The following is a 25854-nucleotide window of genomic DNA, read 5'->3' as shown; positions in this document are numbered from 1 at the left end:
TCAGAACTAGCCGTCCCAAGGTCGCGCAGACCTGATCTGCGGGAGCCCGAATCAACTCAATGGCTTCCAAAAAAGGACGAGGCGATCCAGGGCATCGCCATCAGGCAAACCAGAGCAAAGCTCTATCGAAAGAAGAATTTATGCACGACGTTGCGATCATCGGTCTCGGCCCCACGGGGGTAACGCTGGCTACCCTGCTCGCACAGCAAGGCCTTCGGGTGCTGGCGATCGACCGCGAAGCGGGCATCTATCCCCTGCCGCGTGCAGTGCATTTCGATGGTGAGTGCATGCGTGTGTTCCAGAGCATCGGCGTTGCCGATGCCTTGAAATCCCAGGTGCGTCCATCGCCGGGCATGAAGTTCATTGACTCCGAGGGGCGGCTGCTGATTGATTGGTCGCGCGACTTGGAAGTCGGGCCCATGGGCTGGTATGCCAGCTACCGTTGTCACCAGCCCTGGCTGGAACAAACGCTGCGGCAAAAACTGGCCAAGCACGCCGGTGCGGACATTCGCGTGAAGCACGAAATGCTCGATTGCACGGTTGCGTCAGACGGCGTTGATCTACGCATCAAGGATCTTTCCACCGGAAAAGCGTTGCAAGAGAAAGCACGCTACGTCGTCGGTTGCGATGGGGCGCGATCCAGCATACGTGGACTCATCGGAGCGCGCATGGACGACTTGCAGCAACACGAACAATGGATCGTGGTGGATGTGGTTCTGAATCATGAGCGCCCCGATTTGGGCGACTACAGCATCCAGTATTGCGATCCATCGCGCCCGGGAACTTACGTGCGCGGCGTCGGCATGCGCCGGCGCTGGGAGCTGATGCTGGTGCCGGGCGACGATCCAGCGATCATTACGCAGCCGGAATCCATCTGGAAACTGCTGTCACGATGGGTCGCGCCGCAAGAGGCTACGCTGGAGCGCCCCGCGCTCTATACCTTTCGCGCTGTTGTCGCGCGCGGGTGGCGAAAAGGCCGCCTGCTGCTGGCGGGCGATGCTGCGCATCTGACGCCGCCGTTCATGGGGCAAGGCATGTGTGCGGGTATCCGCGATGCTTCCAACCTCGCATGGAAGTTGGCGGCAGTGATTCGCGGCGAGGCAGGTGAAGACTTGTTGAACACTTATGAATCCGAGCGCGAGCCGCATGTGCGTGAGTTCATCTCAACAGCGGTGCGCCTGGGGCACATCATCCAAACTACCGACCCGGATGTCGTGCGGCGGCGCGACAAGGAGTTTGCACAGCCTGAATTGTTTTCGACTCCGCAACCGTCGCTCGGCCCTGGCGCTCATGTGGGAGGCTCCCTTGGCGGACGCATGATCCCGCAGGCGGTTCGCGCCGACGGATCGCGCACGGACGATGACACGGGCTACGCCTATTCGTTGTTTGTATCTCCCGTCGCGCTAGGTGCAGCGAAGGCCCTGATCAAGGACCGTGTGCCCATCGTCGCGGTCACCGAGCCTTCGCTGACGAATTGGATGGAGGCGTCGGGCATCGTTGCCGCGTTGGTACGCCCCGACCGCTATGTCGCGGGGGGCGCTGCTACAGACCGCGAGCTGGAGCAATTGCTGCAGGCACGCGGCGCAGACTCCCCGATCTGTGCATGAGCGCCGGCGGCAAGGGCCCCACAAACACTTGAGCAACATTGCGCAGCGCAACCTGCGCAAGTGTTGAAGCGGGAGTGAAACGTAGCGTAGCAGTTGGGACGACCAAATGATCGGTGTTGCGTCAGACCGAGCGGGTTTCCCCGCCGTCGGCGCGCAGGTTCTGCCCGGTGATGTACGCGGACTCGTCACTCGCGAGAAAGCGTACGACCCGGGCCAATTCGGCGGTACTTTGAGCGCGGCGCAAGGGGATCTTGCTGGTCCATTCGGGCGGCACTGCAGCGGGGTCGTCCTTTGTAAATCCGGGGAGCACGTTGTTCATGCGGATGCCTTGCGGCCCGTACTCATCGGCATAGAGCTTGGTGAACGAACCCAGCGCGGCGCGCAGCGTCGTCGAGATAGGGAACATCCGGTTGGGTTCGAAAGCCCCGGCTGTGGAGATGTTGACGATCGCGCCACCGCCCGACGCAAGAAGGTGCGGGGTAGCGATGCGAGCCATGCGAACGACGCTCAACAAGTACAAATCCACACCGTGCAGCCAGTCGTCATCGCTGATGTCGAGCAGCGTCCCGCGTGCGGCGTGGCCACTGTTGTTGATCACCGCGTCAATGCGACCGAACTTTTCGATTGCGAGATCAACTGTCGCGCGCAGGTCCGCGATGTTGGTGTTGGAGCCATCAACGCCAGCACCGCCCAGTGACTCGGCGAGCATGCGACCGCGGCCGGACGGAGACAGGGCCACGACACGCCAGCCGCAGGCCGCAAGCTCACGCACGCAGGCTGCACCAATGCCGGAACCTCCTGCGACAACAATGCCGACCTTTTGCTTTTCCGTGCCTCGTGGGCAATCTCCAATCTCGGCCATGCGCCGACTCCTTCAATTGTGTGGTGCTAACTGCGGCTCCGGGAATACGCTGATACCGGAGATGCGTTTTTTCTCAACTGTTGAGATATACTTGCCGAACCAATTATATACAGAGACGGCGTTTTATGAAAATTTCCGATCACATCGCAGATTCGCCCATGACCAGATTGCAGCTGCGCGTCGTCTTGGTGTCGATCGCGCTCGTCGTGCTCGATGGTTACGATTTGACGCTGTCGGCATTCGCTGCGCCGTTCATTCAGCGGGGCTTTGGCGTTTCAAAGACGCAGTTGGGGATGGTGCTGTCGGGCGCCCTCATCGGGATGTTGATCGGCTCGATTGTCGTCGCACCCATTGCCGACCGAATGGGGCGCCGCCTGACGGGTGTGCTCGCGACGTGCGTGATCGGGATCGGGATGTTGATTGGCCCGTTCGCGTCAGCCGAACGCGGCACCATGCTGCTGGTCATTAGCCGCATCATCACCGGCGTCGGTATTGGTGCCCTTGTCGCCGTGGTCGGCGTGATCCTGTCTGAATACACCGCCAAGCGCGTCTATCCGCTGGTGATGTCGATCTACGCGACCGCGATCAATATCGGCGGATTGCTCGGCGCCATGCTTGTCGGGCCGATGCTGGCCACCCATGGGTGGCAATTCGGCTGGTGGGTCGGGTTCGTCCTCAGCGTGCTTGCCGCGATCGGGACCTACTTTTTGCTGCCGGAGTCGCTCGCCTGGTTGGCCGAGGGGCGTCGTCACGACTCGCTGCTGCAACTGAACAGGATCCTCGCGAAGATGCGGCAGCCCACGCTGACCGCGTTGCCGGAGTCTTCGAATCCCGATGTCAAGGTGACCGGAGCGTTGCGCACCATTGCCAGCGCCCCGTTGCTCTGGCAGACGGTGCTGATGATCGTGTCCTACGTTGCCTACATGGTGAGCTTCTACTTCCTGACCACCTGGGCGCCCTCCACGGTGGCCAGTATGAACCACAAGCCGTCGCTGGCTCCCCAGCTCGTTGTTGCATTCAGCTTGGGTGGTATCGCCGGGAGCCTCGTCTTCGGCTTCATCGGCAACCGCATCAACTTGCGCATCCTGACGCCCATTTTCCTGGTGATGGCCACGGCGGCCATGTCGTACTTCGGCATCGCCGGCCCGGCGATGCCCGGTGCGATGTGGACGGTGTTCATCGCGTCGTTCTTCGTCTGTGCCGGAACGGCGGGTTTTTACGGGGTCGTTCCGCTCCTGTATCCAACGTTGGCCCGCTCAACGGGCTACGGGGTGGTCATCGGCATGGGTCGCTTTGGCGGCATCGCGGCGCCCATCCTTGGCGGTATGAGCTTCGATGGTGGCATGGACATGGGTACGGCCTTCACACTGTTTTCACTTCCGATGTTGATCGCAGCCATCGGCCTTTTGGTACTGCACCTTGGGCTTAAGCGCTCGGCATCACGTGAGCGCGCAACCTTGGCTGCGAGATCTGGCGGCAACCAGGCCGACCGCAGTCCGCAAGCCTACTAACAAGAGGGCTGCCCTTCAGGTCGCCTCGAAAAGGAATACACATGTCACTCGCTGTCGCTGCTCTATCCCATGCGCCGTCTTTCGGTAACGTCGACCCAGGCGGTACCACGCTTGCTGAAATCATGGCCGGCATCCAGGAAGTTCGCGCCTTCGTTGAGCGTTTCGCCCCCGAGGTCGTCGTCGTTTTCGGACCCGATCACTTCAATGGCCAGCTGTATTCGTACATCGCCCCGTGGGTGATCGGTGCGCAGGCTGAGGGGATCGGCGACTACGGCACGACCGAGGGCTTCATCAATGTTGATGGCGAGACCGCGCGCCAGCTGCATGCTGCAGTGCTGGATCAGGGCATCGACATCGCGCGATCGGAGCGAATGACGGTCGATCATGGCGTCATGCAGCCCGTGGACTTCTTGCTTGGCAAGAGTCATACGCGGCCCATCGTCCCGGTGTTCGTCAACGCAATTGCCTTTCCGTTGACACCGATGAAGCGTGTGCGCGAGATGGGGGAGGCGTTTGGCAAAGCTGCGCTACAGCTTGGAAAGCGCGTGCTCTTCATCGCCTCTGGGGGCATTTCGCATTCCCCACCAATTCCGCGTTGGGAGGGGGCTCCTCCCGAACTGCAAGCACGCTTGGTTTCCTATGCCCCCACGCGCGAAGAGCGCCGCACACGTGAACAGGCCATCGTGGATGCGATCCAGAGGATTGCGGATGGCAAGGGTTCGAGTGCCCCGCTGAACGAGGCTTGGGATACCTTGCTGCTTGACACCTTCCGATCGGGTGATTTGTCACCGGTTGATACTTGGGACAACGACCAGTTCGTCACTGATGGTGGCTCAGCTGCACATGAGATGCGCAGCTGGATAGCGGCTTATGCCGCGCTCTCAACCGCTGGTAAATACAAACTGCCTGTCGACCGTTATTGGGCCGTCAAGAGTTGGGGCGCCGGTTTTGCCGTTCAGGCGGGATGTGCAGCATGAACCGCCTTGTGACCTTCTGGGAAGCAGTGTCGGATCTTCCGCATCGTCTGCATTACGTTGACGTCGGGCCGTGGCGCACGCGTGTGCTCGACCTCGGCGAAGGTGACAGGGTCGTAGTGCTTGCCAATGGCACCAGTGGCCACATTGAGGCCTGGACGCAGAACGTTCGTGCGCTGGTTCAGGCTGGCTACCGTGTCATCGGTTACGACTATCCAGGTCATGGGTACACAACCCTGACCGATCACGACTTGGAAATCCCCGAGTACGAGTCGCACTTGCTAGGGCTGCTGGATGTGCTCACTCTCAAGCGTGTCCATCTTGCCGGGGAGTCACTTGGGGGATGGGTCGCGGTCAAGTTCGCTGCCCACCACTCTAATCGTTTGCTGAGCGTGATTCTGAGTGCGCCCGGCGGCCGCGTGGTTGGCGAGCAGAAGGTAGACAAGGCGCAATCAGTGAGCAAGCAAGCGGTCACCGAGCCGACGTTCGAGAACGTCAAAAAGCGCCTTCAGGTCGTGATCCACGACCCACAGAAGATAACGGAAGAGTTAGTGCGCGTTCGCCAAGCTATATACAGCCGGGATCCGAGCGGGGCAAACATGGCTCATATCTCGGTGTTGCGTCAGCCGGAAAAGCGTTGGCACAACCGTGTCACAGATCAGGATTTCGCGGCAATCCCCGTGCCAGCGCTCTTTGTCTGGACAGACCATGAACCCACTGGCGACGCTTCAGAAGGCCGGCGCTTGGCTGCGCTTATTCCTCAAGGCGAGTTTCTGCTTGTTGAGGGCGCTGCGCACTGGCCCCAGTGGGAAGGTGCGGAGGTGTTCAATACGGCGGCCGTCTCCTTCCTCGACAAACAGCACCGCCAGAGCTAGCCAGAACATGACCACTATGACCATCCCCTCTGAAACTATTCATAGCATCGCTCGCGAGCTATACGACGCCCGCGTTGGTGTCTATACCGTTCCTTACGTCAGCCCGCGATTGCCTGAGCGCGACCTTGACGCGGCCTATGCAATCTCGGCTGAGTTCGCCGCACTGCGCGAACGAAATCTGGGCGTGCGCAGAGTAGGTCGAAAAGTGGGGCTGACCAATCCGAACGTGCAAAAGCGCGTCGGCATTAGTGAACCTGACTACGGAGTTATCCACGACGACATGGTTTTCCAGTCGGGCGCGGTGTTGCCCAAGTCGCGCTACAACCGATTGCTAATCGAAGCCGAAGTCGCATTTGTGCTCAAGAGCGATATTTTCGATGCCACGCTCGAACGAGTGGCGGCGGCCATTGACTACGTGACACCAGCCTTCGAGGTTGTTGATTTCCGCTTTGACGGCAGCGTGGGGCAGATTGTGGACACCATCGCCGACAACGCCGGATGCAGTGGCATCGTGGTAGGCGAGGAAAAGCATCCTTATGGCTCGGTAGATCTCAAAGCGGTCGAAATGGTGATTACCGGGGGCGGCAAGGAGATTACGCGCGGCGTCGGAAGCAATGTACTTGGCGACCCGATCAACGCCGTACTCTGGCTGGCCGACACAGCCATCCGCACGGGGCAACCGTTGAGAGCTGGCGAGGTGCTGCTCTCGGGTTCGATCGGCTACATCGAGCCTTGGCCGGTGGATGTCGAGTGTGTTGCCACCATTACCGGTCTCGGCCGCGTAGTCGCGAGTGTCGATTCAAAGGCATGAGTTTCGAGAGAGAGCTACACCATGAGTAAATATTGCCCCGTTGATGCAGTCACCCGCGTCGAGATTGAGCAGCTCATTTCCGAGATGCTTTACCGCCTGGATCACAATCAGGCCGATACCGCGTGGGAGCTCTACACCGAAGACGGTGTCTCAGTCGGCCCCTTGGGCACGATGGATCGCGAGCAGAGCAAGGCTTGGGGTGCCAAGCGGGTGAAGCAAGCCCACATCGTCAGCCGCCATTTCATTGGTGGAGTCCGGTTGGTCTGGGACGGCGATGAAGTGGCCGGCACCGTGCAGTATCTGACGTTCCGCGACACCAACGAGCCGCAGACACAGCCCGCTTCTGTGGGTGAGTTCCGTGAGCGGTATCGCAAGGTTGAAGGTCAGTGGCGATTCGCCCGCCGCGAGATCGTGCCAGTCTTCGGAGGCAACGCTGCTGCTGCGCATGCGGCGCGGCTCACAGAACGTGAGAGCAAGCCATGAAAACAGCAGCTCTCGCGAGCGGGCCCAAGATATTGGTGCATCAGACGCTGCCTTCGTTCTCCATTCCGGAATGGGCGAACGTTGCCGGCTACCACGGCGTCATCCTCGATCTTCAACATGGCGAACTCGGTCTCGACGCCGCGTGTGGCATCCTGCGCTCGATTCCTCGCGACAACGCTTACGCTTGGGCGCGTGTCGGCTCGACTGACCCCGGCCAGATCCTGCGCCTGCTTGACAGCGGCGCGCGCGGCATCGTTGCCCCCACTATCGAGTCGCGCGAGCAGGCACAGGCTTTGGTTGCTGCGACCAAATATCTACCCATTGGTAATCGCAGCATGGGACCGTCGAGGCCAGGGCTCTACATCGGTGAATCGTATGCCGAAGCAGGCAACCTCGCCGTCTCGACCATTGCCCAGATCGAGACCCGGATCGGCGTCGAACGCGCGGAGGAAATCATCTCCACTCCGGGGCTGGACTCGATCTACATCGGTCCTGCCGATCTTGCCGTTTCCTATGGCCTGCAGGGGCGTGGTGACTGGGACGACGGGCCTGTTCGCGACGCGATCGTCCACTTGCGCGAACTCACCCAGGCCCATGGCGTGACCCTCGGCATCTATTCAGGCAAATCTGCATACACCGCGGCTTTGTTTTCCGATGGACTGGTTGACTATGTCGCATTCGGTATCGACCTCGTTTTGTTGAATCGCGCGTTCGGCGACAACATCAACGAACTCAAGACCGCGCTATCTACAAGGAATCGCTCATGAGCAAAACCGCGGACGTTCTCATCATCGGTGCGGGGCCTGTTGGCCTCATGCTGGCCAACCTGCTTGGACAGCAGGGAATTAATGTTCTTCTCGTCGAGAAGAGCGAGACCCTGATCGACTACCCACGCGCAGTGGGCATCGACGACGAAGCCCTGCGGGCGATGCAGACTGCTGGCCTTGTGGATGACGTGTTGCCTCACACCATCCCCGATCAGAAGATCTATATGGTCAACGGCGATCGACAGATCCTTTCTGAAGTCAACCCGACAACTCGCGAGTTTGGGTGGCCCCGCCGCAACGGATTTGTACAGCCTCTTGTGGATAGGGTGCTGCTTGACGGGCTCAAGCGTTTTCCGAACACAGCGGTGCGGTTCAGTACTGAGGTCGTCGATTTGCTCGAAGATGGGGAGGGCGTGGCGGCCACGACTGAGCGTGGCGAGAAGCTGCGCGCACGCTACGTAGTCGCAGCAGAAGGCGGTTCCTCCCGCACTCGCACGCAACTGGGTATTTCGTTCGACGGCGAAACTCGACCATCCGCTGGCATCGTCATTGACGTTGCCAACGACCCCATTGGAACGCCGCACGCCGTGTTCGGCGGCGACCCGAAACGCAGCTATGCCAGCATCGCACTGCCGCATGGGATCCGTCGTTGGGAATTCACGCTCTTCGAAAGCGAAGATCCTTCGCTGGTGGAAAACGATGACTACATCCACGCGCTGCTGGCACCGCATGTGCCTGACCCAACCAAGCTGGAGATCATTCGTCGTCGGGTCTATCGACACCACGCGCGTGTGGCCGGACAATTCAAGGTTGGCTCCATCTTCCTCGCGGGCGATGCCGCGCACGTGATGCCGGTGGTCGGTGGACAGGGATGGAACTCCGGCATTCGCGACGCTTTCAATCTGGCATGGAAGCTTGGTGCGGTGATCAATGGCGCATGCGGCGATGCTCTGCTCGAAACGTACGAGATGGAGCGAATGGAGCACGTCAAGCAGATGGTCGCCGTCTCACTTGGCATGGCCAGGGAAATGACGGATCACGACCCCGCGAAAGCTGCGGAACGAGACCGCATCGCTGCCAACCGCACACCCGAGGAACGTGAAGCACAGAAGCGGCAGGCCTTCAAGCCTCAACCCAAGTTCGACAAAGGTGTGGTGGTACACACGCCGCTGCCGAGCTTCAAGACTCTGCCGGCGCGCGATGTGCCCCGCATGGCTGGCGCCATTTTCCCGCAGCCACGAGTGACCAACGCTGAAGGCGTCGAAATGCTGCTCGACGACGCCACCGGTCAGGGTTGGCGCGTCCTGATGTGGAATAACAATCCGATGGCTTTTGTTTCGGCCCAGCGTTGCGCTGCGCTATTGCATCTGCGCGTACGACTTGTTCAGGCGGTCCCTAAAGCACAACTGCCGTGGGCGCGTCGTCACGCCCCTGCGGGAGTTACGGTGATCGGTGACTTGGGTGGAGAGTCCAGCTTGCAAGCCTGGTTTGACGCTAGGCCGGTCGGTGCGGTTGTCGTTCGTCCTGACCATGTGGTTGCCGCCGAATGCTTGGCACAGGAGCTAGACGATGTGCTGGCACGTGTATTAGACGCTGCGCATTTCTGTCTGCCGCAGCAGTAATGTCGCTATAGGCCGTGCCAGACGCGGCAAATTGATCGGTTTATCAGGCACGTAGCGCGACTGCTTTCGGGCAATCCGCTTTTCGTATTGCAGTCCACTCTTATAACTACGCATTGGAGACGCATATGAGTTCGAAGTCACCCAACGCCGTGCTGCGCCGGAGCGCAGCGTTGGCATGTCTCGCCGCCCTGCTCTTTGGCGCGTCGACCGCGCACGCGCAGAGTTCGATTTCACTCTATGGCATTCTTTCCACGGGGGTGGGCTGGGTGAGTAACGTGGGCGGGCACTCGGCCGTCGAGATGATTTCAGGCACCATGCAGAATAACCGTTGGGGCTTGCGCGGCGTTGAAGACCTGGGAGGCGGCCTCAATGCTCTCTTCGTGCTCGAAAACGGCTTTGACATTACCAACGGCAAATTTCAGCAGGGCGGGCGCATGTTCGGACGCCAGGCCTTCGTCGGTCTTAGCGACAGGTCGTGGGGTACGGTGACGTTCGGTCGCCAGTACGACATCCCCTTCGATTATCTCGACCGTTTTGAAGCGCCCGTTGCTTCGCTGGGCCTTGCCGCGCATATCGGCGACAACGACAACCTGTTCGGTTCTTATCGCTATAACAACTCGATCAAGTACCAGTCACCGACGGTCAATGGCGTGCGTGGGTCGATCATGTACGCGATGAGCAACGCGCCCGGCCAGTGGGCGCTGAATCGCTCGGTGAGCGCGGGCGTTTCCTACGATAACGGGCCGCTCAAGCTCGCGGTAGTCGGATTGAATACGAATAATCCGGGCCCAACGCAGAACCCGAACGGCGCGGTCACCGATGATTACATCGGGCCGCCGTTCCTGCTGTTCCATACCAGCCCGATCCACCCGAACGTCGGCGTGAGCCGTCAGCGCGAGTTCGGCGGCGCCGCGCAGTATGCCTTTAGCCAAGTGCGTCTGACCGGCATGGTCACGGACGTGCGGTACGACTATCTCGACCAGACGTCGCTGCATCTCGATAACTTTGACGTCAACGCGACTTACGATCTCACGCCGTTTATCGTCCTGGGCGCGGCCTATGTCTACACGAAGGGGCAATATGGTGGTGGAATCGACGCTGCCCCGCACTGGAACATGGGGCAGATTAGCGTGGACTATCTGTTGTCGAAGCGTACCAACGTCTACGTTTTTGCCAACTATCAGCGTGCCACCAGCGCGAAAGCCGTTACCTACCTGCTAGCACCCTCGAGCAATGGGGAGCAGACGGCGATCGTGGCTGGCATTCGTCACCTGTTCTAAAGCGCGCCCTCAGTCGCATCGCGCCTGACTTCACCCGCTTGAAAAACGACGCCTCCGCAACGTGCCGGACCCGGCGAAACGGAGGCGTCGAAGCGGCGAAATTCGTACAACGCGATCTGGTCGTATGCGGGTCGCTTTTCCCGAAGCCGGAGATCGCGACGGCACGGGCGGCTTTTTCGACGTGTCGATGCTGGACTCGGCCATCGTCACAATGGGCTGGATCGTGTCGAACCAGCTGATCGCCGGGCGCAGCCCGACGCCGATGGGCGACGACAACTTCACCGCGAGTCCGTCCGGCACCTTCATGACCCGCGAAGGACTACTTAACATTGCCGCGAACAAGCGGGGGCAGTTCGAAGCACGGTGTGGGCTGCTCGGCGCGCCGGAACTGGTTTCCGACCCGCGCTTCGCAGAACGCGAGGCGCGCAAGCTGAACCGCGCGGCGCTCACGGAAGCGCTCGAGCGACATCTCGCCGCGCACGACGCGCCCACGTGGGAAACGCGCCTGAACCAGGCCGGCGTGCCTGCCGGACAGATGCTGGACGTGTCCCAGGCGCTCGCACAGCCGCAGGTGGCGCACCGCGAACTGACGATGACCCTGCTGATCGACGATTCGGAGCGCGACAGCATCACGGTCACGCGCAGCGGATTTCAGGTCGACGGCGCGCCACAGTCGATCACGCATGGGCCGCCGACGCTCGGGCAGCACAACGACGAAATGCTGCTTGATGCCGGTTCACGATGGATGAGATCGCTGCGTGGCGCGCGAACGGAACGATCGAGGCACAACGATATGCACGTGCCGCATGAGAAAGCTTTCGACTTGCTCGCGCAGGTCAAGGCAGGACGGACCACGCGCGTCACCGACATCCGGCCAGGGCAAGGCGGCCGGATCAAGGGGCCGCTGCCGCCCGCGTCCGGCTACGCGCATGCCGGCAAGGATGAAGCACTGTCCGCCCCTGGCATCCGCCCAACCCGTTTCGGCGCGCCGTTGCGCGCTGACCGCTTTAAAAACGCCTGCTCTCGGAAATCATGAAATTGTTGATATCGTTTATTGATCGCCTGCCTATCGCCCGAAAGCTTCTCCTGCTGGGGATCCTGATTCTGCCCACCATAGGCGTGCCAACGTACCTCCAGCTGAAGTCATTGTTGAACGCCGTGAGCGCTGCCAGCACCGAACAGGCAGGCCTCGAGTCCGCACGCGCGCTTCAGTCGTTGATTCAGCTGACGCTGCAGCATCGGGCGCAAGCCGCCACGCTGCTAGGCGGCAACAACACGGTCGCCGCGAGTCGCGAAGCGACCCGGGCAGCGGTGGACCAGGCCATCGCCCGCATCCACCAGGATCTGAAAGCACGAACGCGCCGTCCAGACATGATGCGCGCCTGGGAAAGCGCGGTCGCGAACTGGCGTGAGATTGCAGCGGCAGTCGACGCGCGCAAGCTCAGCGACAAGGAGTCCACCATGCGCCACACGGAGATCATCGAACAATACCTCTCCATTCTCGATCTCCTGCTCGACGACACCGGCCTCGCGCTCGATTCCGAAGTGGGGACGCACTATCTCGTGCGGGCGGCGCTCGTGAGCTTGCCGAAGGCCACCGCAACGCTGAGCCTCACGCGGTCCCGGGGCGCCGGAATACTGGCCAGAGGAGAAGCGAGCCCTACGGAACGGGCCATGCTGGCCTCGCTGGCCAACGCTGCATCGGATCAGGCCGACGATCTGGGCAAGGCTTTCGACAAGGCCTTTCACGCGGAGCCCGAACTCAGCGCCGCGCTCGCGGACGAGCTCGATCGCGCCAACACGTCGATTCGCGCGGCCCTTGATCTGGCGACCCGAGAGATCGTCAGTGCCGACGCGATCCACTACGCCGCAATCGACTACATCAAAACCTTCACGGTCGCGTTGGACCCGCTCTTTGCGCTCGAAGCCCGCGCGCTCGACAGCCTTAAGGCACAACTCGACCTGCGCTCGAACCGCGTGCATCGCGCGATGCTGGTCCAGGTCGGACTGCTCGGCATGATGCTCCTCATCGCGATCGTCTTGTCCAGTATTGTGGTACGCCGCATCACGGGGCCGCTCCGTAATGCGCTGGCCCTGGCGAATCGCGTGGCCGACGGGGATCTCACGAGTCATGTCGAAGTGGTCACCACGGACGAAACCGGCCAGCTAATGCAGGCGCTGAAAGCGATGAACAGCAGCCTGGCCAGCATGGTTGCCCGGATTCGCACTGGAGCGGAAACCATTTCCACTGGTTCGGCGCAGATTGCTGCCGGCAACACGGACCTCAGTTCGCGAACGGAAGAACAAGCTGCGTCACTCGAAGAAAGCGCGGCGAACATGATACAGCTGACGTCGACGGTTCGTCACAACACCGAAAGCGCGAGACAGGGCAACACGCTCGCGGCCCACGCATCCGAAATCGCTGCGCGCGGCGGCGAGGTGGTGGGGCGCGTGGTTCACACGATGCGCGATATTTCGAACAGCTCGACGAAAGTCGCCAACATTACCGCCACGATCGAATCCATCGCATTCCAGACCAATATTCTCGCACTCAACGCGGCCGTGGAGGCCGCAAGGGCCGGCGAACAGGGGCGCGGCTTCGCGGTAGTCGCGAGCGAAGTGCGCAATCTGGCGCAGCGCGCGGCCACGGCCGCGAAGGAGATCAAGGGCCTCATCAACGAGTCGGTGGATCACGTGACCGCCGGCACCGAACACGTGGACGAGGCCGGCCGGACGATCAACGAAGTGGTGTCCGCCGTGCGCCGCTTGGCGGATCTGATGGGCGAGATCGCCGCCGCCTCGGACGAACAGCACAAGGGCATCGAGCAAGTAAATTCGGCGGTGGTCCAAATGGACCAGGTCACGCAGCAAAACGCGGCGCTCGTCGAGCAGGCCACGTCGGCCGCCCAGTCGATGAGCGAACAGGCCGTGCTTCTCAAGCGCGCGGTGGATGTGTTCAAGGTGTCGGACGGATATCTGGTCGCTTCTTAGGTGTTGATGGACGCGCCGCGCAAGCCACTGGAAACATGCTGGCATTGCCCGCATCCGGGAACCCCCGATACCGGCACGGCGCGGCACTGATCTGGCCGTTGCCTGGCGGCTGCGGCAATGCCGGGTTATCCCAGCAAACGCGTGTGCAACGGCCTCGATCACGCGTTCCGAATCCTCACTACAACGCCACAAGCCGCAAGGCCATACGCCTGCTCTCCCGCCGCCCAACGGCCAGCACCCATTTCACCGCGCGCCACGCGAGACTCGCGCGTGTATGCCCCAGCACGGCCGTCCCGGCAATCTCCCGCCCCAGCGCCGCAGCGGGCCGCAATCGCCAATCCGCACGCGATATGTGGCCGCGAGCGGGGCGAGCCGGTCCTTGTCCGGCTCCGGCTCCGGCCCCGGTTGGCGCTCTGCCGGAATCGGCCCGCGATAGAGGCTTGCGAGCATCGGCTCTTCGAGCGTGGCGACGTTCACCCGGTCGACCTCCGTGACCCGGCATTGCAGCGTGCGTCTCTCCGGGAAGCGAATCATGAGGGCCGTTCGCAATGTGATGCGCGCGTGAGGCATGATCGTGATGACGATCTGGAGGGTAATGGTAAGCGTAAGCACCCGGTGAAGTCACCTTGATGGAGTAAGGCTCGAAGGCGAGGATTGTGTCCATCTAAATTTTTACCAACAAGAATGCGAGGGGTGCCGTCTTATCGCAGCCAGTCAAGAGGGCCGGCATTCCCGCAACGCTCGGGCGTGCCCATGCCTGCTGGTGCAAGCAGGTAAAGATCCTGCCCGTAATAGCGCAGGGACAGATTTCCGGTACATTGCGCGGCCAGCAACTGCTTCGCGCCCTCGATCTGCTTGAGCAGGTCATCACGCTCTCCCGCTCTCCCGTACAGGCTTGCAATAGATCGGCATGGGATGCCGTCATGTGGTAACTCACGAACAACGTCGCGCCGGTTGCAAACACCGCACTGGCGTGGGTCGTTGCCACTGGCCCCACATGGCGCGAACGATGCCGCGCCGTGCTGACCGGATGGCCGAACCGGTTGCGCTTTGAATCTTGCTGACAGCTTCATCAATCGCAGTCCTGAAAGATTTCCTTGACTGTCGAGCTTCTGTGCGTGTACAGCTGCACTCTGCGCAAGCAGGCCGTGTTCTCCGGTCAGTTGCTGTGTCACGGTGTCGATGATACCGTTCGTGCTGTCGTCGATCAGCGTTTGCAGATATTCGCCGTGCAGTTCGGCCAGCGTTGTCCGATGTTTTTCGGCGGCGTTCGTCTCCAGCGCGCGCAGCGACTGGCCAATGCGCGTGAGCACATGGGCCTGTGTTTCGGGTAGGGTTTTGGCCGATTTCTCGACCGTTTGTGTCCTGCGTCGAGCTTGTGCAGCGCATAATCGACGGCTTCCTCGATGGCGCTGGCGGCACATGCCCGGCCTCGTTGGTCACGGCGTACCGGGGCAGGTGCAGCACGCGGGTGCGTGGACCACCGCTTTCCGCCGCCCGCGGATCTGGAGGCGACGCGTGAACGCGCGCGCGCGCGCGAGTTGTCGGGTGACGCTTATCGTGCGATGCGCCCCGTAGTGGAGCGTTGATCAACGCAGCAACCGGGGGCGACGACGCGAGCGCCCGACCTTTACGATAATAATGCCGTGCGACCCGGCCGCTAGTCGGAGGGTCGGTCGCACGGCATTTGCACTTTTAATGTCTGAGACTATCCATCGGCGCCATGCCGCGCTGAATAAGCTTTTCAACGCGGAACCGCTGGCGCATCGTGAATTTCAGCAAACTCTGCTGCGATACAGGCCTTTCCCGCTCAAGTTTCCGGATTTTCCGCACTGGCGAGCGATTGCGCCGGAAATGTTGCGCTTGCCTGCGACCTAGCGGTTATCCATACCAGGACGCCGCCTGCAGCAAACAAGGCCCCAAGTACGATGAGGCCCGTGTCGAGCCGTCCGGTTGCTGCCTTGATGAGGCCAAGAGCGTAAGGCGCAGCAAAACCCCCGAGTTGTCCCAGGCTACTGACCAAGGCGATCTTTCCGGCAAGAGCTTTAGTGTTCAATTCCTTGAACGGAACGGCCCAGAAAAGCGGCACGCCGCCATACATGAAGGCGATGGCAACGCTCAGTTGCAGGATGACGAGCCAAAATGCCTGCACGTGCAGCGTGAGCGATGCCAGCGCGAGGCCGCCGAAGACAGTGCACGCTAGCAGGTGCCAACGACGTTCCTGGCGGCGATCGGAGCTGCCCGAGATGATCGCGATGCCGATGCTACCGATCGCGTAGGGGAGGGCGCTCCACATGCCGATCATGAAGGGATCGCGTATGCCGAAATCCTTCAAGATTGTCGGCAGCCAGAATCCAAGGCCGAAATTGCCGCTATTCAACGTGAAGTAAGCAATCGCCAGGATATAGACATAGGGGTCGCCGAACAGATCCCGGAACCGGATCTTCTCGGGCTTGCGGCTTACCTCGGGGCGCAGCAGTTTCTTGAGTTCCACCTTTTGCCCGGCATCGAGCCACCTGGCCTTGTCGATCGAGTCGTCGAGATAAAATATGGCGACGATGCCAAGAATGATGGAGGGAATCCCTTCCATCATGAACATCCATTGCCACCCGCGCAATCCGTTTGCACCGTCGAGATAATGCAGAATGGTTCCGGACATCATTCCGCCAACGATTCCGGAAAAAGCCGAGGTAACGAAAAACCATGAAATCACGCGGGCCCGATAACTTTCCGGGAACCAGCAGGAGAGGTAAAACACCAGTCCGGGGAAGAAGCCCGCTTCACAGGCGCCGAGCAGGAATCGCATGATGTAAAAATGCTCTGGTGTCCGAATCAGCATGGTCAGCGACGATGTCGCTCCCCAGCAGATCATGATCCTCGAGAACGTTTTGCGCGCGCCAATTTTCTCAAGGCAGATATTGCTCGGGACTTCAAAAAGCACATAGCCAATAAAAAAGATCCCCGCGCCAAGTCCGTAAATAGCGTCCCCGAATCCAAGATCGTGCTTGATCTGCAGTTGCGCGAATCCGATGTTGACGCGGTCGATGTACGCCATCAGCCAGCAAAGCAACAGAAAGGGAATGATCCGCAGCGTGACCAGCCTTAGTAGCGGCGTGGGACGCTCTGGTGTGGTGCTGGGTGTTGTTGGTGTATTCAACGTTGGCTCCATGTGGGGCGAGGGGATGGTGATGCAAGTATCCGATAAAGAGACTATTCGCCGCATTGGGACGAACCCGCCATCAAGAGACGATCGCAAGCGTCTGCCGAGTGGCTTCACTCTGGTTTCGAACGGACCTTCGTAGACGGCGAGCCTATGAGGATGGCGTTCGCCGAGATTTCGAGAGCCAAGGCGTGATCTCAAGGCGCTTAGTCCGATAGGATTCCTGAATGAAAGTATAGGAGCTTTCATCCGGTCTCGCGTTTGATCCAAACCTGCGTGACGAGAGCACGGATGTTTATCTCCGAGCCGTCACTGCGGCGCTGCAACCATTGTTCAAGCTGGCCCGTCGTGATGACTAGCTCCGGGAGGAACTGGTACGCGAGAGACTGGGCACGCACGATCTTATGTGTCTTGATCTTGTCGTTGAGGAACGTGAGATATCCCGGCTTGTCGTGAACGTATCCGGACGAGTGGACGAAGGTCAGATCGTCGTCCAGTAATGAGGCGAGCGTGAGCAGGTCTTCTGACACGGTAGCGTCGCAGCGCTGTTGCTCGAGCGCATCGACGGCGGATTTCACGCACGCGTGGTTCATGTAGATTCTCCTGGAAACGCGGCATGCGAGCTGATTGTCGACAGGGCAGCTATCGGCCTTGAGGCTTGATCACTCTGGGAACGGCAGATCAATCTGCGAAGCTGTGCGAGTCTCAAACACGTTCAATGTCATTGCGACCAACGTGTAGTACCCAAGCAATCCCGTCAGATTGATGATGACGACATGGCCGAATCGATTCAGCGCTTGCGCGTACGTCTCGTTCGAGACGCGGCGGGTCTTATTCAACTGCGTGGCGAAGTCGTAGATCAGGCGATCATCCTGGTCGTCAAACGTTGGCGTTTCGTTACATCGAATTGACTCGGCAACCTCGGCAGGAAGTCCGGCTTTCAAGGCGATGGGATGGTGAATGTGCCACTCTGCCTGCGAGCGCCAATGCGCCGCCGTCACGAGGATCGCCAGCTCCGACAGACGCAGCGGTAACCCTGTGTCATAGCGGCAAAACGCGCCCAGCCGTTGCGCGCGTTGAGCGAAATCCGGACTATGGATCCAGCTTAAGAACGGGCCGTCCAAATTGCCGCGCGGGCCGCTCAGGATCTCCTCGAGCACGGCCACCTGTTCACTTGTCGCAATCGATCGGTCAAAAGCGGGAAGACGATTTGTTTCTTTCATAGCTATTCTCTCAAGAATGCACTATCCGTCGCTATTGATGGACCGTCGGGTTCGAACACCATGCGAAGTCCGTAGGGCGAATCGTTCAGTGTGCTAAATGTGCGAGCCGCTTGAACATCTCGCGGTCACACACTGTTTATGATGAAAAGGTGCTAGGGTCTGTTCACATTTTCACGAGCGGTCCAAAGGCGCAGGCAAGCGAAGTAAGGGCGAGGTAGTTCCCCGCAAGCTTGTCGTACCGAGTGGCAACGCGACGAAAATGTTTGATGCGATTGAAAAAGCGTTCGACGATGTTCCGAGTTCGATACAGCACGCGGCTGTACCGACGCTTGGTCTTTCGGTTCGAGCGCGGCGGGATAACGGCCTTCGCACGCGTAGCGCGGATGGTGTTCACGAAGGCATCCAAGTCGTAGCCTTTGTCAGCAATCACAGCACCCGTGCGCAGATGCTCGACCAATTCGTGTGCACACGAAATGTCCGAGACCTGCCCTTCGGTGACGATCATTCGTAGAGGCCGCCCGGTTTCATCGATGGCCAGATGCAACTTGGTCGTCAGTCCTCCGCGCGAGCGGCCGAGAGCTTGCGGGCCGCTTTTTTTCGAGCTCCGGCCGAATGCTGGTGCGCACGCACGATGGTCGAGTCGATTAGCACACATTTGATCTCCGTCTCGTCGGACATGGCGAGCGCCACGCGTTCCCAAACGTCTTTGCGACGCCACCGGGAGGCGCGTGTACACCGTATGCCATCGGCCGAACTCTTTGGGCAAATCGCGCCAGGGGCAGCCGGTCCGGTCAATCCAGAGGACAGCTTCGACAAACCAGCGATTGTCGCTCGCCGTGCGCCCCGGATCTCCTTCCTTGCCCGGTAAGACGGATTCGATTCGTGCCCATACTTCATCGCTCAATAACGTTCGAATCATCTTGGCCTGCCCGCGCAAAAGACAAGATGCAAACACATCTCATCGAATGTAAACATGCCCTAGAAGGCGATAATTATGGGGCGCCGCCTTCATTATTTACCCAGGTCAGTCCGTCCGAGATCGGGCCATACAGCGTCACGCTGCTTTGTGCGGATGCATGGCCAGAGGCGCAAAGTACGGCGATTAAAGCTAAGCAACGCGTCTTCATCCTGGGTCTCGTTATATATTTGAGAACATGAGTGTTGAGGAGATTGGCGCCTATAGGCGCGGCGCTTTCGACCGAGGTGTCGGCCAAAAGCGTTTGCGCAAACGGGCCTCCGCGCGGACAGTCGTGAGCCTCCGAAGCACGGAGCGTGGCTGACGATTTACGAGCAAACCGCCCTTCGGCTCGGGAGCAAAGCAGAACCCGAGAGCGGCGTCGGGATGTTACGTTTTTTCGCGGCGGCTCAAGCTAACCTCACACGTCATTCGGCGTCGCGATGAGATAAGCCCGGTAGCAGACTCGCCTTTGGCAAGGCAAAGCTTGCGAGTAAGGCGACCGCGCACGCTCCGACGACGTAGTAGGCGGGTGCTGCCAAGGAACCGGTCTCGCGAACCAGCATAGTGGCGAGCAACGGTGCGAAGCCGCTGAATACGACTACCGAGATGTTGTATGCCAGCGCGATGCCACTGAAGCGGACCTGGACGGGAAACTGATCGGCGAGGACGGATGGCCACGTACCGCTTGCGAGTGAGAACACCACAGCAGCGAGCACGAATAAAACGACCGGATCGACGGTGTGATTTACAAGCGCCCAATAAAACGGGTAGCTCAGCACGATCAGCAGTGCCGCTGACGTTCGCAACAAGTATCGGCGCGCAATCTTGTCTCCGAGCCAGCCTGCAGCAAGCAGACCAAAGGAGCTGACGACCAGATAGGCATTCTGGGCAATCGCCGCCGTCTGGGGTGCATAGTGCAGTTGTTGGACCAGATAGGCCGGCATGTGGCCGTAAAGGATGCCATTGACGCCGGCCATCACCGCGATCGTAAGCGCTCCGGCGACGACAGCTTTGCCATGATGTCGCAGCGTCTCGCGAAATGGTTGCTTGACGACCGCGCCATGCATCTCCTTGAACTCGGGGGACTCGTCCAGATTGCGACGCATCCAATAGGACAGGAGCCCGCAGAGTCCGCCGAACAAGAACGCAATGCGCCAACCATAAGCCGCCGCGTCAGCGCTGGAGAGGTAGCTCTGAATGCCGAGATTAACGAAGGTCGCAAGCAAGACGCCCACGTTGACCGCACCGATGATGATGCCAGCGGCGAGCCCCGCACGATGCGGTGCCGCTTCTACGGCGTAAGTGATGGCGCCCGGCATTTCACCGCCGACGCAGAAGCCTTGCAGCATGCGCAGCAGGATGAGCAGGATCGAAGCCGTGATACCCCAGCTCTGGAAATTGGGCAGCAGCCCCAGACAGATGGTTGCTGTGGTCACCACGATGATCGAGCCAAGAAAGATCGGACGTCGGCCGTAACGATCCCCCCAGCTGCTCAGGACGATGCCGCCGAGCGGCCGGATGACATAGCCGATCGCCAGCACTGAAAATGCGGCCAGCATGCTGATCAACGGCGAAGCGTTCGGGAAAAACTGGGCCGCGATGTGATGGGCGAAGAAACCGTAGACGATGAAATCGTAAAATTCCAGCGACCCGCCCAGGCTCGCAATAAGAATCATCTTCCATTGCGCCCGCGATAAGCCGGCAGCGTGCGAATGGTCTGCGGCGCCGACCGGGTGGTGAGATAGCTCCATGACTCCTCCAAAGATTGTTGGCTTCTTCGGCCAATAGGTGTGCGTGGCCGCGCTGTCTCGGCGGTTCAACGCTGTCTGCGCGGCGGCCGGGTCGGTTAAGCGGTGGCGGTTTGCAGTGCGGGGAATGCGTGCTCGAGCAAGCTGTACAAAGAAGCGGTGTCGTGTGCAATGCCATAGACGTAGCGGTCTGGGCGGATCAGCACCGCTGAGGCGCCCGTTGACGCTAACCACGTATTCACTGCGTCTGCATCGCAGACGATCTGGACGCCCGCCCGTTCAGCGCGCTCCGCAATGTCATCACATCCGGCGAGCAGCTCAGGCAACGCGACGAGCGCAAACCGATAGCCGACGACGTCATCCATCAGATGTCCGCCTGCCAGCCGCGGTTGGGGCGCGACCTGGCCCACCACGGCCGACGAGGATGCGTCGAGGTAGGCTCCGGGGCCGAGCTTCGGTTGCGGAGTGACGAAATGGCGAATCGCAGCGCTCATTTCGATGTCCCGGCTGGTCGCAGCCTCCGGATGGGTCGTCTGAATGATCGAACCAAGTCGCACCGCGGTTTCGATAAACTCGCGCACATGAGGCGAACGTTCTGATTCGTACGTATCGAGCAGCGTATCGGGCGAAGTGCCGCGAATGACGGCCGCGAGCTTCCAGGCAAGATTCGACGCATCGCGAATGCCGGCGGCCATCCCCTGGCCCATGAAGGGCGGTGTCTGATGCGCGGCATCGCCAGCCAGCAGCAATCGTCCGCCGCGCCAGCCGTTCGCCACGACCGAGTGGAAGGTATAAATCGCGGACCGCTCAAGTCGGGCATCGGCCGGGGAAATCCAGCGCGCGAGCTTATCCCACAGCCATTCGGGGGACGCAAGTTGCGTCGCATCATCGCCCGGCATGACCATGATTTCCCAGCGGCGGCGATTTCCCGGACCACGGGTATAGGTCGTCGGGCGCGCCGGGTCGCAATACTGAATGGAGAAATCACCGAGGTCGGGGCGCGGGGTGTCGAGCAAGACATCGACGACGACCCAGCGTTCATGCGATTTCAGATCGGTGAGTTCGGTGCCCATGAATCGTCGCGCAATCGAGCGCGCGCCATCGCATCCGACCACATAGCGAGCCGTCGCACGGCCAAGCTTGCCGCAGCTGGTGTCCTCGAAGCGGAGCTGGACGCCATCGCTGGTTTCGTCAAGCGCAAACACTTCGTGACGCAGCCGTACGTCGATGTTTGTCTGACCCGCCAGGCGATCGCGCAACGCGTTTTCGAGGTCGGGTTGATGAAATTTGTAACTGGCGCACCAGCCGTGCGGGCCAATGCACGTGGGGCGTGACCAGTCGATAAGGAGTTGGCCGGCGGCGTTCACGAATTTCATGCCGGGACCGATAAACAATTTGGGAAGCAGCGTGTCGGCAAGCCCTATGCTCTGAAACACCCGCATGCATTCGCCGTCAAAATGCACCGCGCGGGGCAGCGCAAAAATGTCCTTGTCTCGCTCCAGCACGAGTACCCGCAAGCCTTCGATCGCCAGTAAGTTGGCCAGCGTCGCACCAGTCGGGCCGAGGCCGATGATCGCGACATCGTAGTCGCATGCGTGCATCGAAATGGTTTTATCTGACATGTCTACATCCACTTCATGAGGCGCCGGAGGCGCGGGTGCGCTTCCGACAACGGTCTTTATGCTTCGTCGGCGATCGGATTGGAGAGCACGCCAATCCGGTCGACTTCCACTTCGACCCGGTCGCCAGGCTCCATGAAGAGGGGCGGATTGCGCTTTGCCCCGACGCCGCCGGGCGTGCCAGTGACGATGACGTCGCCCGGCGCGAGCGGCGTGAAGGTCGACAGATAGGCGATCTGCTTGGCGATGCCGTGAATCAGCATCTGCGTGGTCGCGCGTTGCACTTCCTGCCCGTTCAGACGCGTGACGAGCATCATGAGGGCGTTCGGCTCGATTTCGTCGCTCGTCACCATCCACGGCCCGAAGGCGCCCGTGCGATAGAAGTTCTTGCCCGGTCCCCACTGGGTGGTGTGACGCTGCCAGTCGCGCACCGAGCCATCGTTGTAGCAGGCATACCCGGCGATGTGATTCCAGGCGTCGGCTTCAGCGATGCGCCGCCCACCCCGCCCGATAATCACGGCGATCTCGCCCTCGTAGTCGAATTGCTGAGACTCGGGCGGACGCAGCATCGGCTGTCCATGGCCCACTTGCGAAGCTGGAAGCCGCATGAAGATGACCGGCTGCTCGGTGGTTTCCCGATTGGTTTCCTTGACATGCTCAGCATAGTTGAGCCCGACGCAGAAGATCTGGTCGGGGTTGGGAATCACCGGCAGAAGCGTCACTTCAGACAGCGGGTAGTCGCCCTTATCACCCTGAGCCGCTTGGGCGGCCTCACCCAGCGCGTTGGCGGCAATCAGTGCCTTCAGGTCGGCGTAACGGCCGTTTAGCCGCTTGCCGAGGTCAATCACGCTGTCGCCGCGAACGACGCCGAAGGAGGGGCCTTGATGGGTAGAAAAGCTGACGAGTTTCATTGACGCTCCAAGAAGACAAAAATCCGGTTAGATCAACGCTAGCGACTCAATGAAGACGTCAAATTATCATATGTTGAGAATAAACTATGTTGGACGGTAAGCGCAACGTGTCTTTTGCTTGGGGTTTATCACTACTGGAGGCGAGCATGGACGGTACGAAGAAAGCGCGAATCGGGCTGTCGTTAAGCCATATGGGCTTCTACGTGAGCGATATCGCACGGGCAGACGACTTCTATTCGCGGGTGCTGGAGTTCACCGTGACCGATCGCGGGACGATGCAGACGCCGCACGGCGAAGTGCGGCTGGTGTTCCTAAGTCGCGATCCTGCGGTGCATCACCAGATCGTGCTCGCAAGCGGTCGACCGGAGCACCTGGCATTCAATCCGATAAATCAGATTTCACTCGAAGCGGATAGCCTCGATACGCTCAGGCAGTTTCACGCGCGCTTCGTCTCGGAAGGTCTGGAAGAGATCAATCCCGTCACGCATGGCAACTCGATTTCGATTTATGCGCGCGACCCAGAGGGCAACCGGCTGGAGCTCTTCATCGATAGGCCCTGGTACGTCGACCAGCCGATGCGGGTGCCAGTGGACTTCGACTTGCCTGACGCAGAACTGATGGCGCCTGTTGAGCGCCACGCGAGCGGGCTGCCGGGATTCAGGCCGCGAAGCGATTGGCAAGCCGAGATGGCTGTGCGCATGGGCCTTGCACAATCAAGTTGCTTGCTCGGTTGGCGGTCTACCGGGCAAGCACAAATCGCCGGCCGTGAAAGACAGGCTGTCGGGCGCGCCCGAGCGTTTGCCGTGAGCCGGGAAGCCCGGCGGGAAAGCGCGCGAGTGGCATAATCCGCTCACATGAAGGAGCTCAGCGCGCAGATGTCGAGCATCACCCGGCTTTTATCCATACTCGAACTGTTTTCGGAGGCCAAGCCAGTCTTGTCCGCCGAAGACGTCGCTGCTGAACTGGTGTGTTCGGCGCCAACGGCTTATCGCTACGTGCGTGAACTCGTGGATGCGGGTTTGCTCGTCCGGTTCACGGGCGGAGAGTATGGGCTCGGTCCTCGCATAATCAGGCTGGATTACCGCCTGCGTGCTTCGGATCCGCTGCTGGCAATCGGCCAGCCGATCATGCACGAGTTAAGCGAGCATTCCGGCTTCGATGTGGTGATGTCGCGCTGGTACGGAAACGAGCTTGTTGACACGCATCGGGAGACGTACGACGCGGCGCTTGATCTTCGATACGGCCGCGGCCGACCAAGACCTCTGTTTCTCGGCGCCGCTCCGAAGGCGATACTTTCGACCTTCCCGAAGGCCAAGCTCGCGATCCTGTTCGAACAATATCCCGAGGACATTGCACAGAGCGGCCTCGGGACGACGCTTGAAGAGTTTCGGGCTTCGCTGCTCAAAATCCGACGGGCGGGTTTTTATCTCTCAAGAGACGAACTGGAACACGGGGTTTCGGCACTCGCGTCGCCGCTATTCACCGACGACTCCAGTGAAGCGGTCGGATCGCTTGCGTTGATCATCCCGACTCAACGACTCGAGTTCGCTAATCTCGAGCGTCTCGTTGAATCGCTGCGGGAGGCCGCGGCGCGAACTTCACAACGCACGCGGGCGGCCATTGAAAGCCGTGGAACTGCAACAGCTTCGCTGTCGCACACCGTGTCGCCAACCAGGCGTTCGGCGTAATCCACGGCCATATGCGCCATGATCGTCCGTCCAACTTTCGAAGGGCCGCTTCAAGACCGACTTGAGACGGCCACCGGGCATTCGTGAAAGGCATGAACGGGCCGTGAGTACGCACTGCCGACTGGCCGCTTGCGGGCCGCTGAATCCCAGTGACCCTTCCGAGCGATGAGTCTGGCGAGCCGACTGACGCAGCCCGACCCACTTCGGCCAGATAACCTGCTCCAAACCGGTCGCTCCGCCGAATTCGCGTTTGCGAGCTGGGGCGCCAATAAGCGGCCGTTGGCGACCTCACCCCATCGGCCAATAGGCGTCATACGCCGCGGCTGCAGTACCGCCATCTATGCGACTGCGGCACGTTCGAGACCGGTCGTTGGGCCGCTGCTCGCCAAAGAGGGGCCGCCGCACCGGAAGAAGGCGGTCGACACATCTCGCCTTTCTCCTCTCGAAGGGGAAGTCAGCGACGCCGTTAGCGCTAATCGATAGCTTCGTTTTTTTTGCTGTGATCTCGCCGTTTACTTGTCGATCGCTTGCCATACCAGCCGAATCGTCGCCTTAAAGCACTGACAGCCGTGCAGTTACTTATGGCGTTCATGGAGAGCCTGGATTCTGGTTTCGATCTCATCCGTCCGTCGATGGTTTCGCTCGGGTTTGCCCCTACCTCGCCATAAACAAATGGAATTGCTTTGCGAGGAATATTGATTGGATTTCCAACGGACGCGGGCATATCGTCGCTCAATCCAATGCTGTAATGCGCACGTTTGCAT

The 25854-nt window shown here is 60.4% G+C and carries 22 protein-coding genes and 1 pseudogene; 13 read left to right on the top strand and 10 right to left on the bottom strand.

Going from position 1 to position 25854, the window contains the following annotated elements; all coding sequences use genetic code 11:
• Positions 1-140 precede the first annotated feature (140 nt).
• Complete coding sequence (gene mhpA, locus H281_RS0128090) at positions 141-1607, top strand: bifunctional 3-(3-hydroxy-phenyl)propionate/3-hydroxycinnamic acid hydroxylase MhpA (protein WP_020070476.1); 1467 nt, start codon at positions 141-143, stop codon at positions 1605-1607.
• A gap of 121 nt (positions 1608-1728) precedes the next feature.
• Here the strand turns inward: mhpA (H281_RS0128090) and H281_RS0128085 are convergent, their stop codons facing one another.
• The gene (locus H281_RS0128085) at positions 1729-2469 is read right to left on the bottom strand and encodes an SDR family oxidoreductase (RefSeq protein WP_020070475.1); all 741 of its coding nucleotides are present in this window, start codon (positions 2467-2469) and stop codon (positions 1729-1731) included.
• A 125-nt stretch (positions 2470-2594) separates the two neighbouring features.
• Here H281_RS0128085 and H281_RS0128080 point away from each other — a divergent pair, with 125 nt between their 5' ends.
• The 10 genes from H281_RS0128080 (at position 2595) to H281_RS0128035 (ending at position 13783) form a co-directional block, all read left to right on the top strand.
• Positions 2595-3980, top strand: a complete 1386-nt coding sequence (locus H281_RS0128080) for an MFS transporter (protein ID WP_020070474.1) — start codon at positions 2595-2597, stop codon at positions 3978-3980.
• A gap of 41 nt (positions 3981-4021) precedes the next feature.
• Entirely contained in the window at positions 4022-4957 is a 936-nt protein-coding gene (locus tag H281_RS0128075; RefSeq protein ID WP_020070473.1) for a 3-carboxyethylcatechol 2,3-dioxygenase, read from the top strand.
• Entirely contained in the window at positions 4954-5829 is an 876-nt protein-coding gene (locus H281_RS0128070; RefSeq protein WP_020070472.1) for an alpha/beta fold hydrolase, read from the top strand. Before H281_RS0128075 ends, H281_RS0128070 begins: the two co-directional genes overlap by 4 nt.
• A 7-nt stretch (positions 5830-5836) precedes the next feature.
• A complete protein-coding gene (locus H281_RS0128065) occupies positions 5837-6640 on the top strand; it encodes a 2-keto-4-pentenoate hydratase (protein WP_027805016.1) in 804 nt (267 codons plus the stop codon).
• Between the two features lie 21 nt (positions 6641-6661).
• Complete coding sequence (locus H281_RS0128060) at positions 6662-7123, top strand: nuclear transport factor 2 family protein (protein ID WP_020070470.1); 462 nt, start codon at positions 6662-6664, stop codon at positions 7121-7123.
• The gene (locus H281_RS0128055) at positions 7120-7890 is read left to right on the top strand and encodes an HpcH/HpaI aldolase family protein (protein WP_020070469.1); all 771 of its coding nucleotides are present in this window, start codon (positions 7120-7122) and stop codon (positions 7888-7890) included. Before H281_RS0128060 ends, H281_RS0128055 begins: the two co-directional genes overlap by 4 nt.
• Positions 7887-9512, top strand: coding sequence for a bifunctional 3-(3-hydroxy-phenyl)propionate/3-hydroxycinnamic acid hydroxylase MhpA (mhpA, locus tag H281_RS0128050; RefSeq protein ID WP_020070468.1), 1626 nt, complete (start codon positions 7887-7889; stop codon positions 9510-9512). The genes H281_RS0128055 and mhpA (H281_RS0128050) overlap by 4 nt, the downstream gene beginning before the upstream one ends.
• A gap of 125 nt (positions 9513-9637) precedes the next feature.
• The gene (locus H281_RS0128045) at positions 9638-10792 is read left to right on the top strand and encodes a porin (RefSeq protein ID WP_020070467.1); all 1155 of its coding nucleotides are present in this window, start codon (positions 9638-9640) and stop codon (positions 10790-10792) included.
• 124 nt (positions 10793-10916) lie between these two features.
• Complete coding sequence (locus H281_RS34930) at positions 10917-11828, top strand: CoA transferase (RefSeq protein ID WP_020070466.1); 912 nt, start codon at positions 10917-10919, stop codon at positions 11826-11828.
• Complete coding sequence (locus H281_RS0128035; protein ID WP_020070465.1) at positions 11825-13783, top strand: methyl-accepting chemotaxis protein; 1959 nt, start codon at positions 11825-11827, stop codon at positions 13781-13783. Before H281_RS34930 ends, H281_RS0128035 begins: the two co-directional genes overlap by 4 nt.
• A 243-nt stretch (positions 13784-14026) precedes the next feature.
• On the opposite strand, the gene H281_RS0128030 is transcribed toward H281_RS0128035, so the two are convergent.
• The 9 genes from H281_RS0128030 to H281_RS0127985 form a co-directional block, all read right to left on the bottom strand.
• Positions 14027-14395: a hypothetical protein gene (locus H281_RS0128030; RefSeq protein WP_027805015.1), complete on the bottom strand. Its 369-nt coding sequence runs from the start codon at positions 14393-14395 to the stop codon at positions 14027-14029.
• 89 nt (positions 14396-14484) lie between these two features.
• Entirely contained in the window at positions 14485-15207 is a 723-nt protein-coding gene (locus H281_RS0128025; protein WP_164701956.1) for a hypothetical protein, read from the bottom strand.
• A gap of 386 nt (positions 15208-15593) precedes the next feature.
• Complete coding sequence (locus tag H281_RS34925) at positions 15594-16940, bottom strand: MFS transporter (RefSeq protein WP_241077919.1); 1347 nt, start codon at positions 16938-16940, stop codon at positions 15594-15596.
• A 248-nt stretch (positions 16941-17188) separates the two neighbouring features.
• Entirely contained in the window at positions 17189-17536 is a 348-nt protein-coding gene (locus H281_RS35465) for a nuclear transport factor 2 family protein (RefSeq protein WP_020070462.1), read from the bottom strand.
• A gap of 69 nt (positions 17537-17605) precedes the next feature.
• Positions 17606-18166, bottom strand: a complete 561-nt coding sequence (locus H281_RS0128010; RefSeq protein ID WP_020070461.1) for a carboxymuconolactone decarboxylase family protein — start codon at positions 18164-18166, stop codon at positions 17606-17608.
• Between the two features lie 163 nt (positions 18167-18329).
• Complete coding sequence (locus H281_RS36140) at positions 18330-19085, bottom strand: IS5 family transposase (protein ID WP_241077918.1); 756 nt, start codon at positions 19083-19085, stop codon at positions 18330-18332.
• A 464-nt stretch (positions 19086-19549) separates the two neighbouring features.
• Positions 19550-20875, bottom strand: coding sequence for an MFS transporter (locus H281_RS0127995; protein WP_020070458.1), 1326 nt, complete (start codon positions 20873-20875; stop codon positions 19550-19552).
• Between the two features lie 95 nt (positions 20876-20970).
• The gene (gene mhpA / locus H281_RS0127990; protein WP_020070457.1) at positions 20971-22494 is read right to left on the bottom strand and encodes a bifunctional 3-(3-hydroxy-phenyl)propionate/3-hydroxycinnamic acid hydroxylase MhpA; all 1524 of its coding nucleotides are present in this window, start codon (positions 22492-22494) and stop codon (positions 20971-20973) included.
• A 56-nt stretch (positions 22495-22550) separates the two neighbouring features.
• Positions 22551-23402, bottom strand: a complete 852-nt coding sequence (locus H281_RS0127985) for a fumarylacetoacetate hydrolase family protein (protein ID WP_020070456.1) — start codon at positions 23400-23402, stop codon at positions 22551-22553.
• A 146-nt stretch (positions 23403-23548) separates the two neighbouring features.
• Here H281_RS0127985 and H281_RS0127980 point away from each other — a divergent pair.
• Both H281_RS0127980 and H281_RS0127975 read left to right on the top strand, forming a co-directional pair.
• Positions 23549-24112, top strand: a pseudogene (locus tag H281_RS0127980) (VOC family protein); the annotation flags it as partial.
• A gap of 165 nt (positions 24113-24277) precedes the next feature.
• The gene (locus tag H281_RS0127975; RefSeq protein ID WP_027805014.1) at positions 24278-25090 is read left to right on the top strand and encodes an IclR family transcriptional regulator; all 813 of its coding nucleotides are present in this window, start codon (positions 24278-24280) and stop codon (positions 25088-25090) included.
• The last annotated feature ends 764 nt before the right edge of the window (positions 25091-25854 follow it).

It is taken from the genome of Paraburkholderia caledonica, from assembly GCF_000383275.1.
GTDB lineage: Bacteria > Pseudomonadota > Gammaproteobacteria > Burkholderiales > Burkholderiaceae > Paraburkholderia > Paraburkholderia caledonica.
The sequence above is the reverse complement of the archived record's forward strand: the minus strand, read 5'-3'. Positions and strand labels throughout refer to the sequence as shown.